General features: G+C 45.8%; 13 protein-coding genes. 3 read left to right on the forward strand and 10 right to left on the reverse strand.

What is annotated here, in order from left to right; genetic code table 11:
* Window positions 1-153: 153 nt before the first annotated feature.
* A complete protein-coding gene (locus EP13_RS17565; protein WP_052364472.1) occupies window positions 154-1,509 on the forward strand; it encodes a S8 family serine peptidase in 1,356 nt (451 codons plus the stop codon).
* A 43-nt stretch (window positions 1,510-1,552) separates the two neighbouring features.
* Here EP13_RS17565 and EP13_RS17570 read toward each other — a convergent pair whose 3' ends face one another.
* From EP13_RS17570 to arfB, 4 genes are all read right to left on the reverse strand, one after another.
* Entirely contained in the window at window positions 1,553-2,473 is a 921-nt protein-coding gene (locus EP13_RS17570) for a surface lipoprotein assembly modifier (RefSeq protein ID WP_052364473.1), read from the reverse strand.
* A 99-nt stretch (window positions 2,474-2,572) separates the two neighbouring features.
* Window positions 2,573-3,235, reverse strand: a complete 663-nt coding sequence (locus tag EP13_RS17575; RefSeq protein ID WP_044058412.1) for a hypothetical protein — start codon at window positions 3,233-3,235, stop codon at window positions 2,573-2,575.
* Window positions 3,236-3,320: 85 nt separating this feature from the next.
* Window positions 3,321-3,998 (reverse strand): hypothetical protein, encoded by a 678-nt coding sequence (locus EP13_RS17580; protein ID WP_044058413.1) that lies wholly within the window; start codon window positions 3,996-3,998, stop codon window positions 3,321-3,323.
* A 124-nt stretch (window positions 3,999-4,122) separates the two neighbouring features.
* On the reverse strand, window positions 4,123-4,536 hold the full coding sequence (gene arfB, locus EP13_RS17585; protein ID WP_044058414.1) for an alternative ribosome rescue aminoacyl-tRNA hydrolase ArfB: 414 nt from the start codon (window positions 4,534-4,536) through the stop codon (window positions 4,123-4,125).
* A gap of 132 nt (window positions 4,537-4,668) precedes the next feature.
* Between arfB and EP13_RS17590 the strand changes: the two genes are divergently transcribed.
* Window positions 4,669-5,622: an alpha/beta fold hydrolase gene (locus EP13_RS17590; protein ID WP_231497890.1), complete on the forward strand. Its 954-nt coding sequence runs from the start codon at window positions 4,669-4,671 to the stop codon at window positions 5,620-5,622.
* Window positions 5,623-5,628: 6 nt separating this feature from the next.
* Here the strand turns inward: EP13_RS17590 and EP13_RS17595 are convergent, their stop codons facing one another.
* The 5 genes from EP13_RS17595 to EP13_RS17615 all read right to left on the reverse strand — a co-directional run bounded on the left by EP13_RS17595 (window position 5,629) and on the right by EP13_RS17615 (window position 10,939).
* Window positions 5,629-6,054, reverse strand: a complete 426-nt coding sequence (locus EP13_RS17595) for a transcriptional regulator (RefSeq protein ID WP_052364474.1) — start codon at window positions 6,052-6,054, stop codon at window positions 5,629-5,631.
* A 244-nt stretch (window positions 6,055-6,298) separates the two neighbouring features.
* Window positions 6,299-6,862: a CBS domain-containing protein gene (locus EP13_RS17600; RefSeq protein WP_044058415.1), complete on the reverse strand. Its 564-nt coding sequence runs from the start codon at window positions 6,860-6,862 to the stop codon at window positions 6,299-6,301.
* 46 nt (window positions 6,863-6,908) lie between these two features.
* Window positions 6,909-7,223, reverse strand: coding sequence for a hypothetical protein (locus EP13_RS17605; protein WP_044058416.1), 315 nt, complete (start codon window positions 7,221-7,223; stop codon window positions 6,909-6,911).
* 166 nt (window positions 7,224-7,389) lie between these two features.
* Window positions 7,390-8,682, reverse strand: a complete 1,293-nt coding sequence (locus EP13_RS17610; protein ID WP_044058417.1) for an NAD(P)/FAD-dependent oxidoreductase — start codon at window positions 8,680-8,682, stop codon at window positions 7,390-7,392.
* 166 nt (window positions 8,683-8,848) lie between these two features.
* Window positions 8,849-10,939, reverse strand: a complete 2,091-nt coding sequence (locus EP13_RS17615) for a TonB-dependent receptor (RefSeq protein WP_044058418.1) — start codon at window positions 10,937-10,939, stop codon at window positions 8,849-8,851.
* Between the two features lie 147 nt (window positions 10,940-11,086).
* Here EP13_RS17615 and EP13_RS17620 point away from each other — a divergent pair, with 147 nt between their 5' ends.
* Window positions 11,087-11,530: a DUF2721 domain-containing protein gene (locus EP13_RS17620; RefSeq protein ID WP_044058419.1), complete on the forward strand. Its 444-nt coding sequence runs from the start codon at window positions 11,087-11,089 to the stop codon at window positions 11,528-11,530.
* A gap of 91 nt (window positions 11,531-11,621) precedes the next feature.
* Here EP13_RS17620 and EP13_RS17625 read toward each other — a convergent pair whose 3' ends face one another.
* Window positions 11,622-12,617: a 5'-methylthioadenosine/S-adenosylhomocysteine nucleosidase family protein gene (locus EP13_RS17625; RefSeq protein WP_044058420.1), complete on the reverse strand. Its 996-nt coding sequence runs from the start codon at window positions 12,615-12,617 to the stop codon at window positions 11,622-11,624.
* Window positions 12,618-12,637 lie beyond the last annotated feature (20 nt).

Below are 12,637 nucleotides of genomic sequence, written 5' to 3' on the forward strand. Positions count from 1 at the left end.
GATGGCGAACCGTTATTAAGGAAACCCTCGTTGCCTATTACTGAATGTTTTTTCTTTATCAACGTGGAGTATGGGCACGATTTGTGCCACCAATGAATGAGAGGTAACAACCTCAACACAATATAGTTGTGTAAATTGACGAGAAGGGGACCTATGTCTAACGTGACATTCTTAGCCATATTTTTGATGCTCATCACAGCGTTTAATTGCTATGGGCAAATCGCAATACCCAGCCAAGTCGCCCGCCCTATTACCCCTATTATTGAAAAGTTACCTGGCGAATTAACACGCATTCGAGAAACAGTAAAAAACCCCGTAGACACTACGCTAGCAAACGCTTCCTCCCTTTTAGATAAGGCCTCTGATCCCCTTTATGCCCTGCCCGATGCCATCACCATTAAACAAAGTAACGGCACTGCTGCGCTCAAGGAAATAAAAACCCCAGACGGCTTTTTAGCGATTGAAAAAGAGTGGGTATTAGTCGCGAAAGAGGCAGACATAAAGGCATTGTCTGACCCAGACATTCAGGTAGTCGAAAAACACTATTTGCAGGCCATTGGGCAATGGATGTATACCCTTAGAATCACAGCGAACCTTGAAAAACTGTCTGCAATAAGAGACAGCCTGCCAGCAGAGCTTCAACAACAATTAACTCGCAATTATGTTTATCTTTCGCAAACATCGAATCCTGTAGACACTTCCCGCAGACAGATGGACAGCGCACCATTACTAACATCATCTTCTCACTCACCTTCCGCTGAACTAGCAAAACCTGACGTTAAGACGTGTAGCCTAGCCTCAAGGGTGGGCATGATTGATACGCCTATTTTTGAATCTCATGAAGCATTTGCACATATCGATGTCACCCAGAAAAATTTTTTATCTAAGCCCCTCACGAATAACACCGTGCACGGCACCGCAGTGGCGGGCATTTTAGCGCAACGCCTTGCTAGCAATAGCCTTATCTTTAACGCCAGCGTATTTTACGAACGTAGCCAAGTTAGCCAAGGCGCCACCCTTGCTAACTTGCTCGAAGGCTTAAATTATCTCGCCGAGCAAAACGTTGATGCAATAAATATGAGCTTGTCGGGCCCTGAAAATGAAGTGCTACGTTTAGCCCTAGCCTCCATAGATAAACAAGGCATTCAAGTGATTGCCGCTGCGGGTAACAATGGCCCTGCGGCACCCGCAGCCTATCCAGCCGCCTATTTAAGCACAATAGCGGTCACTGCCGTAGACAGCGAGCATCAAATTTATCGCTGGGCCAATCAAGGCAGCTATATTGATTTTTCGGCACCTGGGGTATCTGTAGAAACGGCACATCCCACGCTAAGAACATCAAGGGAGTCGGGTACGTCCATGGCCGCGCCCATCATTACCGCGTATTACGCCTGTGCCCTACGCCATCGTGCACATAGAGGAGATGCCTTAACTTCGCTCATTGAAGCGTCGATAGATATGGGGAAAGAAGGTAGAGACGCTGTGTTTGGGTATGGGCTGTTGCCATAACATTCATGGCAACATATCCTCGTTGAAACAGGGCTGCGGTGGTTTAAAAGTGCAGTTTCATACCAAGCTCAGCCAGCGTTTCTTTGTAATCTGCGCTGTCCGTGGTAGAGGAATAATTCCCGTATTGCGTACTCAGCATGACATCGACATGTCGGCTAACAGGGTAATCGATGACCGCTTTAATGCGCTGCCGATGGTCATTGCGCCCGATGCCTCCTTCCCTCGCGCCTGCATAATCTCTCGTTTCATAGTGATAAGATAGCGTAAACTCGGTGTCTTTATGTAACCATGTAAGCGGGGTGGTATAAGCGACATCCGCTAAATAGCTGGTGTAATCAAAGGTGTTATCCTGCGCGTCTTCTTGCTGAAAAGTGAATCCAAACTGCCAAAATGCCTGGGCTTCATTAAACCAAAATACATCACTACGTAGTGCGTTTGCGTCACTGTCTCTTTCTGGTGTTGCCACAAAGATTTTTGAGATATTGTCTACGCTAAGCCGCCAGTAGCCCTTTTGTTGCCATGCACGCCCCACAGACAGCCCAGTTTGCCGATAAGTGAGGTAGTCGCTGTCATCTAATTTGGCATCAGCTGAATAATGGTGCAGCGCCACTTTTGCCCAATCGGCCTTATAGACCGCTTCTGCCGACAACGTGGTAATAGCGAGGTTAAACACAGAATAGTCGTTGTATTCGGTTGACGCATGTTGCGCAGACGTGTTCAATTGCCATTTCTCATGAGGCGTTATACTGGCTTTCACCTTTCCTTTCGCATAAAGCGCTGAATCACCTTCACCTGTGTTAGTGTCTATTTCACTCACACTCACATTGCTGTCATAGCCATAGCCGGCGTAGGCTTGTGCATCAAATTCAATCCATTGGGGCTCTGTAGAGGCGTCCTGTGCCAATGCCAAAGGAAACGGACTTACCAATAAAATCGAAATCGCGGTTTGCATTGCTGTATTCATAAGTCACCTATCAATACCTGTACTTATGGTGCGTTGAGGGGAAAAACGAGGTAACAGCCGCTATCCGACTGTTACCGATACATCGTGGTCAGGTGAAAATTACTGACCTAATACAGCTGTAATACTGCTAGTTACTGTGTCTTCGACAGATCCAGAAACCGTGTCATTTACATTGGAAGTAATGGTGCTATCAATGGTTGAGGTAAGCGTGCTTTCAACAGAGGTGGCAACGCCAGATGTCACAACAGCATCAATACTGTTGCTAAGCGAATTGTTTACGGTGGAATCAACCGTATTGGTAATGCTATTTTCTACATTTCCATCCAGGCTCGACACTAGTGAATTTACGCTGTCTGTAGACACTGTGTTGTCGAAAGCAGTAGAAAGACCAGATTGCACATCGGTGACGTGATTAGCAATAAGTGAAAGAGACGATTGTGCGTCTTGTGTAGCAGATTCACTGGCCTCAGTGGCTTCGTCATCTTCTACAGTGGCGTCAGTATTGTCTATTTCTGTATTCGCTACGTCCGTATTATCAGCTAATTCGGTATTTGGTTGAGTATCTAATTGCGAGTTAACCTGGGCGCTGGATTGTTGTGACAAATTGGCATCGAAAGATGAGGCACCATCAGAAGTGGCTGACACCTGAGTTTGCGATGAAGTGTCTGATGACGCCGATAGGTCAGCAGAGATTTCCTGCCCGTAAGCAGCGTAAGTGGTAAGGCCTAAAGCAAGTACGATGGAAGTGGTTAAAGTATTCATCCGTTAATCTCCTGTTTTTCATAATGGACATAGAGATAACGGGCGACTTGTGAGTTTATTCCTTTTTTATTTCTATTTTTTATTTTTAGTCTTCCGACGCGAGTTGCGACTTTTCCCACCATGGCGTCGAAAAATCGATGTTATTTTGCTGCAAAACGTTCTCGTATTTCACTCTTACCGATTCCCAAAACGCCGCTTTAAAAACAGGATCGTAAATCACAAACTCCCCTTGTTCACGATACTGCTCAAACAGTTCTTGGTAGGCACCTACAGGTGTAAGTGGGTTAGTCTGCTGCATAACCACGTCACCACCGTATGTGTTGTAGAGTGCTTTTGACACCTTCCAATTTTTTGCCATACCTTTGGCCATAAGCAAACGATAACGCTCAATGTCTTCGTCTGAATACTCGAGGCTACTTTCTAAATCGGCTGTCCAAGACTTAATGACACTATACGCAGACTCCACTTCACCCACTGTAGGTTTAATTTCATTTTTTGATGCGTAGTCTGCTAATACTGATTCAGTGATTTTTGTGCCCAAAGCACGTTGCGCTAGAATTTTGCGGATTTCAGGTTCAGATTTATCCGTGAGAATAGCCTGAAAGCGATTCACGTCGCTTTGAGAGGGTTGCAACTCGCTATTTGATATCGATTTATCAAATAAACGTGCAATAATTTCGTTTGCCGCTTGGGGGGTATTGATACCCAGCGACACCAATATAGCGCCAAATAGCACCATAGGTATTATGTCTGAACGTGTCATTGTGTGTGCTTCCCTGAGTTGTTGCTAACAGCGCGTGCGCAAAACGTATTCTTTAGAATTATTAGAATTTTCCATTCGTCTTACGAAATGACGTTGCTGAGCTACTACTTTAGGCTATATAGACCTAGATTTCCACTTTTTTACGCAATGACTTTCGTGCACTTCGCTGCTTTTTCGCTTCACCTCGACGCGCTTTCACTGCACGGCTTAACTTTGTCGGCCTTCTTGGCTTTTGCTTTTTCGTCGCATTGATTATCCAGGTTTTTAACCGATCAACCGCATCGTCTCTGTTCTGCTCCTGGGTTCGATAGTTTTGCGCTTTTAGCACAAACACGCCGTCTGTTGTAATACGGCTGTCATTGGTTGCCAAGAGCGCGTCTTTCACGGTTTGCGGTAAATCGGCGTTTGCAATATCGAATCGCAAATGAATAGCGCTACTGACTTTATTAACGTTTTGCCCTCCCGCACCTTGCGCACGAATAGCCTGCATGTCTATATCGCTTTCCCGAAGTTGAATGGATGACGTGACAGTGATCATAGTGTATTGAATTCCTATCTTTCATATTTTATTCGTCGTGTGACTTTTCAGTATTAAGGTAAACGCAATTGACGACACCGCGTTTTGTGATTAATTTAACTTTACCTACAGCGGTTGCGCATGGAGCGAACCTTGATTTACGTTGCTATTTTTCTTGCTTGCTTAGCCTGCATGCTGTTTTTCGCTTGGCGTTTTACCCGCCACATAGACAGCAAAATAGAACGCCAATTCCAGCCTTCAGGATCATTTACCGAGGTAGAAGGCGGCAGCATTCACTGGTACAAGCAAGGTTCGGGGCCTAATCTTATTCTCATTCATGGCCTTGCCGGTAGCGGCCTTAACTTTTCCACTCTCACCGCTTTACTCGCGAATGACTATACGGTTTACGTCATTGATAGGCCCGGCAGCGGATTTTCCACGCGCCAACCTTCTATTTCTGCCAATTTCGATGTGCAAGCGACAATGATTTTACAATGGATGGACAAATTAAACATTGAAAACGCCAACCTCGTTGGCCATTCAATGGGTGGCGCCATTGCATTAAGATTAGCCCTTGATGCCCCCTCACGAATTAACGCAGTAAGCTTATTGTGCCCTCTCACTACACCAGCAATGGACCCCCCTGGGCCGTTAATTTCGTTGTATATTCCCCATGATGGCCTGCGTAGCTTACTTGCCAATACTTTCGCGACACCACTTAGGGTAACCGTTGGCAAGCGTCATGTGAACCAAGTGTTTTACCCCGAATTGGTGCCAAACAAGTTTGCCATACAAGGGGGTGGTGCTTATGCACTGCATTCAACACAGTTTTTCAATGCCAGTTGTGACATAGTGGCATCGACGAGAAGTTTGTATAAACAGTACAAACGCTACAATGAAATAACCTGCCCTGTGGGCGTTTTATTTGGCGAGAAAGATAAGATTTTAAAGCCGTCTACGCACACACCTGCGGTCACTGAGTTAATTGAGAACAGTATCAGCGAGGTCGTGGCCAATGCAGGACATATGATTCCTGTTACCCAGCCGGATGCCTGCAAAGCGTTTATCGATAAAGTGAATCAAATGGCACAACCTAAGCCCATTTGATTTGATTTAGTGCGCCATTTGTGGCCTAACTGCAGACGTCGCTAGCGTTTGCGTAGGTGGATAAGGCGAGGTCGTCATAGCGTCTTGACGCAGCTCCCTTAGGAAGTGAGAAAGTTGCTCTATACCGTCTTCCATTAGACACAGATCCACAGGGGCCGCATTAATGGGCATTTGAAATTCATGAAACCACGCTCGCATGGTATCACTGTCCCCTTCTGACAACCCTATGAGTAAATGATACATACGGATGAAAGCAAGCTGGGTACGGTATTCAGGGGTGCCACTTTCAAACCCAAGCAACAATGTCTGCGCCAATGCATTTTCAGAAACGCCCAATAAATCAGAGGCTTGCTCTTGGGATAAACCTAGCTCTTGATAGGCCCAAGTGAAGGCTTTAGTCACCACGCTGGGTGGATATACTGATTTCATCATAATTTCGCCTCGCGTTAACACACAATAATTGGTTACATACTAAGCGGGGGTGCGAAATTCGTTCCAACTATTAAGAAAACCGCGATCTGCGCGTAATTTAGCATTTTAAAGTGGTGTAAAAGACAGTGTAAAAGGTCGGTAGAGCCAACACATTCTCTTAGGCTGGCACGTCAGTGTACTAAAGGCAGATGACACCCCACTCAAACTCGCAGCTTAAGTGGGGTAGGTTACCGCCATAAGAAGATCAGGCAGCCAGTACCTGCATTAAACCTGAAAACGTAGGCTTATTCTGTATGTTTAACGGCGCTTTAAGCTCGCGAGCAATATCGCTAACGCTAATGACGCCTCGTACTTCGTGATGATCTCTGTCTAACACCAAACAATGATGTTGTCCGTAATCTTTCAGGGTTTCAATAACGTCACCCACGGAAGATTTCGCCAGTTCATAAAAATCGAAAGACATCAGTGCCGTTTTCGGCTGCATAAAGTCTCTGACTTGTAGCTCTGCACGGGCAGTTTCTAGTTCGGCAATACGCTGAACAATATGCTGTTCGTCAACATCCTCAGCCGTCACAATACCAATAAAGGCATTGTCGCTGTTAACGACTAACATCATTCGCACATGAGATTGGCGCATAATTGTTTCCAACTTAACCGCTGGAGCGTTTGCGTCAATAACATGTGGCATATGCTGTTTAAAGTCAGTAAACACTGACATTGCTGATGATGTTAAAGAGATTTTGTTTTCGATAATGGGCCAAGCCAGCTTATCGGCGGCATCAGTTTTGTAAAGTGGTAAGGTGTGCATAACCTTCCTCCTATTAAAGCGTTGAAATGAGTTTAAATACAATTCATCAACGAAATAGTGGAGGGGCACGAATTAAGGTAGCGCCGAAAAAGGCGCGAGACGCAGGCAGCGTGGGGAAATGCCACTCACTGAAAGTGACAACCGCAACACCGGCGTCGAAGTGCGAAGCGCACGTGTCGTCTATATCGGAATTATCGAGACTATCTTGGCTTAAACTACTGAAATTTGAGCTGCCGGCGATACGGCCAGTGTCCACCAACGCCTGTTCTTGCTTGGTATTTTTTGCACCCGCTTCCCCCCCACCTTGTTCAGGGGTAGCAAACACAAAAGAAAACAATAAGAGGAGTAGGTTGATACTCAAAATCTTTCCTAAGCAGCCGTTAGCACGAATAACGATATACACATCTACTATTACTATATGCCCTTATACTGCGTTCAAAAGACCATCAATCTTATCTTTTAACCACTTTGTCTCACCGTAGAAAAAATAGAGCCTGAAAAACTTCAGGCTCATTGTTACTTTGGCATTAGTGAAGTTTCAGTTTAGGGCTAATCGCATTACTTAGTTTTTTGATTGCCAGTTTCAAAGCGCCCTTTAGTTTTCCATGTACAGCAAATTGGTGCATATTATACAAAGAGACATAGACAAGCTTAGCTAACCGCCCCTCAATAAACATACTACTATTAGAGAGCGATCCCATTAAACTTCCCACGGTACTGTATTTGCTTAAGTGAACCAGAGACCCATAATCTTTGTAGCTGTAAGCTCGCATTGGCTTGCCGGTAACTTGCGCTTGAATATTGTAAGCCACAGTATCCGCCATTTGATGAGCCGATTGCGCTCTTGGCGGCACCCATTTCCCGTTTTCCTGTTGAAAACCACAGCAATCGCCCAATACCCAAATATCTTGGTTCGATTGGCTACGCAAATACTGATCTGCAAGAACCTGGTTGGCTCTGTTGGTTTCAAATAACCCCATATTAGCAATGAAGTCTGGGGCTTTCACACCGGCAGCCCAAACCATTAAATCGGCATCTATACGGCTGCCGTCCTTAGTGATTAAGCCTCGTTCATCGGCCTCAGCCACCATCGTTTGCTCTTTAATGTCAACGCCAAGCTTGTACAGGGCTTTTCTTGCCGAGTTAGCAATGCGTTCAGGTAAGGCAGGTAAAATGCGTTCACCAGCTTCTACGATGGTGATCCTCAGCCTCGCTGCCGACATGTCAGGCATGCCGTAGGCCTTTGATAAGTTGGCAACGTGGTGCAGTTGTGCAGCCAACTCTGTTCCCGTCGCTCCCGCACCAACAATAGCCACGTCAATTCGACCATCACTATCATCTTGCTGATTAATTCGAATAAGCTGATTTAACAAGGCGCGATGAAAACGCTCGGCTTGTTGGAGTGAATCAAGAAAGTAGCAATGTTCACTTACCCCTGGGGTCCCAAAGTCATTACTCACGCTGCCAATGGCTAACACCAGTTGATCGTAATGAATTTGACGGGAAGGCAGTACTTGCGTGCCTTCTTCATCAATCAGCGGTAACAAGGTTATGGTTTTTTGTTGCGCATCTATGGCGCACATTTCTCCCAATTGAAACCGGTAGTGATGGGCAGCAGCGTGTATAGCGTAGTCAACACCATCAGAATGCTTGTCAATAATGCCCGCTGCCACTTCGTGAAGTAAGGGCTTCCAGATGTGGGTTCGACTTCTGTCGACCAGGGTAATTTCAGCGTGTTTTTTTCTCCCTAAGGAGCGGCTTAATCGGCTAGCTAATTCAAGACCACCAGCTCCGCCACCAACAATTACTATTTTTTGCATGGGTAAACCACCTATTTACAATCATTCCACCTATTGCCGCTTGATTATCAAAACGGCAATACATGGCATGACTGGCCCTACCTAGGTGATGGGCAGGGTACGTTCAACCGAAAATACTGACAACAGTATAGCGCCGGCGCCAACTAAAAATGCGACAAAAAAAATATTAGAAAGTATAATTTGCGCTAAACATGTAATGACGGGGTCGCCCAGGGAAATAACGGTCGCCAGTAAAGGTCGTATAATCTGCCCTTTCCGCATAAGCGGTATCGAGAATATTGTTTATGGTTACCGCGAGGGTTACGCCATTATTTAACTGATGCTCCCCACGCACATGCAGTAAATCATGTCCCTCATAACTGTGTGCATTCTCTGGATCGGTAAAATAACGCCCTACATGCTGCCACTCCAATTGAAGCGCGGTATCGGGGTTTATTTGGTAATGGGTTCTTGCATTGAATTGAAGTTCCGGCGCGGTATCCATATCGTTACCTTGAATGTCCACCTCTCCAACTTGCTGTGAATGTTCGTAAGTGTGTCTTGCATAAGTCCCTGCCACGTCTATGGCCCACTGCGGTAGCAGTTGGTAGCTCAGCGTAACCTCAACGCCCTTATGTAGCGTTTTGCCGTTATTGACATTAAAAAAGTCACTGTCTCGATAGATGACGTTTTCTTTTCGCAATCGATACACCGCGATATCAAGGCTGCCACTGTTAAACCCCGTGCGTAAACCTACTTGCGCACTTACCGCTGAAACCGAATCTAAATCAGCCACTTCTTGATCTCGTTGCAAGCGATATAACTCAGTGGCTTGTGGCGCTCGATACCCCTTGGCTACATCTAAATACCATTGAAGATTGTCTTGAGGCGAGTAACTCAGGGTAAATTTGGGGCTAAACTCTGTGAAGTTATTTTCACCACTCTCTGGGCGAGAATACCGGCAGCCGCCAAAACCACATTCAGTGCCATTGTCTCTGGTTCGTCCATCTATCATATTGTTGGTGTAGTCGTAGGCAAGCCGCTCGTATCGCCCACCTAGGGACACATTCCATTTTGCTGTTTGCCACTCTAGCGCAGCGAAAGGGGCCAACATAAACGCTGTCACGTCGTAATCGTAGTGTTTTCCTACCGGCACCGTTTCGACTAGAAAGTCTGAGCCTTCTGTTTGGGTGTCTTGCGATTGTACTAAGCCACCTCGGGTATATTCGGTATCCACACCTGAATTCAGGTATAAGTTAGGAGTAAGCTGATAGCGCAGCTGAGATAACAATCCTGCGCCTTTTTGGTCATTTTCTTCTAGCGGCGTTCCTGGTAAAAAATGCATGCGAAAATCCATATCCTGATGACGTACATAAGGAGTAATAGACAACGCCAGTTGCTGGTTGACTTGCACATCTAACTTAACCCACCCCCGAAAACTTTGGGCTTTTCTGAAGGCTTCTGGATTCGGGTTGGTTTTGATTAAAAGCGGATCTTCATAGCTTTCAAAACCGGTAATATAGCCCGCGGTGTCCTGGTCTAAATGGGTGTATGTAAGCCCCGACGTCAACGTTCCCTTCTCAAGGGCGGTTCTGTATCGTACATTCACCTTTTCCTGTTTCACGCCTTCGCCATTTCTATACCCGCTGTCATCTGTAATACTGGCATTCACTCCTATGCCACTATCACCGAAATCCTTGCCATTGCGCACTTTTATTCTAGCGTATCCATATGAACCATAGTCGGCGCCTAGCCAGCCACCTCCTTGCGTGGTATCCGGCGTGATTACATTTATGACACCATGAATAGCATTTGAGCCGTACAATAGAGAGCTTGGTCCCTTAACCACGTCTATGCGCTGCGCCATTTCGCTATGCGCTTCAAACAGCTCGTTAATATTACAAAACCCCGCTGCGCGTAATGGAATACCATCCTCTGCTGCAAGTATCCCCCCACAGGCACCCGCCCCCGTTAAAACTGGCGATCGCAAAGCGGGTAAATATTCTTGACCATTCCCTCGCTGCACGCCCGCACCCGCCACATAATTTAGCGCTTGTTGTATATGTTGTGGCGAGAGTTGTTCTATTTGCTGCTGGGAAATCGAAGTGATCGGATAGGCGGCATTTTGATTATCACTTACTATGCGTGACCCCGTGGTAACAATACGTTCAATGTTTTCTACCTCTTGTGCAGAAACACTCACCGCCATACCTGTAAAGGCAAGTACGCCTACTGCTAATAACGTGTGGCGTAGATGACCGCAAACTCTTGTTACCATGGTAAATATGTACCTGTTATCAAATAAGTTACAATACGCGATTTTAAGCACTTATGCTGTAAGAAGAAAGGCTTGTAATTAATCAAACCTAAGGTACTTTTAGCATAATTTGCGTTACAACCACCTATCACCTTGTTGGAGGAATGATTGGACACTCTGATTCCCAGCCTTTCACAGCTCATAGAGTTTGCCGTTGCCCCTGTATTTTTACTTACCGGTATTGCGGGCTTTCTTAATGTCATGTCATCCCGTTTGGGTAGAATCTCAGACCGCGTTAGAGTAGCAGAACGGCAAATCCATACGCTGTCAGACCCTCATATTGTGGAACGCTCAAAGCAAGAAATAAAAGTACTCTGGCGTAGAGTGAAAGTGATTAATTGGGCCATAGGTTTGTGTGTGGCATCGGGCCTTATGGTATGTACGGTTATTATGGCGCTGTTTGCTGGCTCGCTTTGGCTGGTAGATTTGAAAACCCCCATTATCGTTCTGTTTATTTTAGCTATGATGTTTCTGATAAGCGCATTGCTGGTCTTTTTACTGGAAGTCAAACTGGCTACCAACACCATAAACTTAGTAAGAACCATACGCTAACAAGTGCGTTCGCAGACGAAAAACAAAAACAGGCGCTTTTGCGCCTGTTTTTTTGTGCCTTACATACATAGCACCCATCAATGTCGTCAGGCTATTGAGCCAAATTATCTAACACAGAGAAAAGGACATTTGCCCCAATTCTAGACACTTCTTTGTCATACGTATTTTCACTATTCACACCTTCCTGGCCCCCTGCTAAATCACTGATAGCACGGATGATAACCCAATCAACATCATTAACCGTACATACTTGTCCTATGGCCGCCGACTCCATTTCGGTAACTTCAGCGTTAAACACTTCTCGGGTCCATTTTCTGTATTCACGGTTGTCCATAAATACCGAGCCCGTTATGCCATTTCCGCCCACGTGTAGTTTAGCGTCGCGCTCATCAAGTACACGCTGCACAGGCATAGTTGCCATCGCAGACTTCGCCGCCGAAAGAAGCCGTGGTGTAGCAGAAAAATACGCCGTATCCTTTGGCTTACTCATTCCATCTTTAATGATGAGCACTTCATCTGGGTGAATAAAATGAAACGGCTTATAATGGGGTAGATGAGGGTCTTCGGCGCGTCTTTCCGGTTGTTCTTCTAAAAACTTAGCATAGTACTCAGGCAATATATAAGCCCCCGGATTTTCAGGGTCTTCATTGGTGTAAACACTTTCGTCGTGATAGTACCAACGCGCTGGAACAATCACATCACCGGGCTGCCAAGCGGGGTTAACGGCACCCGCTATTCCCATATACACCACTTGCTCCACAGGAAAGTAATCAAGCGCCATCTGCATCGTCATTGCAGCATTTGCTATGCTCATGCCCGTTGCAAACACTAAAATAGGTTCATCATGGTAAGTCCCCATCCGATATGTCACACCCTTGATGGTTTTAGTGGTATCAATTTGAGCATGGGGATCTTGCTCTATGCGCTGCAAAATGCCTTCCATTTCGGGGGCGTAAGCCACCACTACCGCAGTAAACGCGTCGCTATTATGAACCTTAGGGCCAAATTGCCCAGACGAAGATGCACAACCGGAAATCCACACTAGTACGGGGATGAAAACAAAGACTAACTTTATATTTTTTATCATAATAATACGCTCTCAAATAC

The sequence above is a fragment of the Alteromonas australica genome (assembly GCF_000730385.1).
GTDB lineage: Bacteria > Pseudomonadota > Gammaproteobacteria > Enterobacterales > Alteromonadaceae > Alteromonas > Alteromonas australica.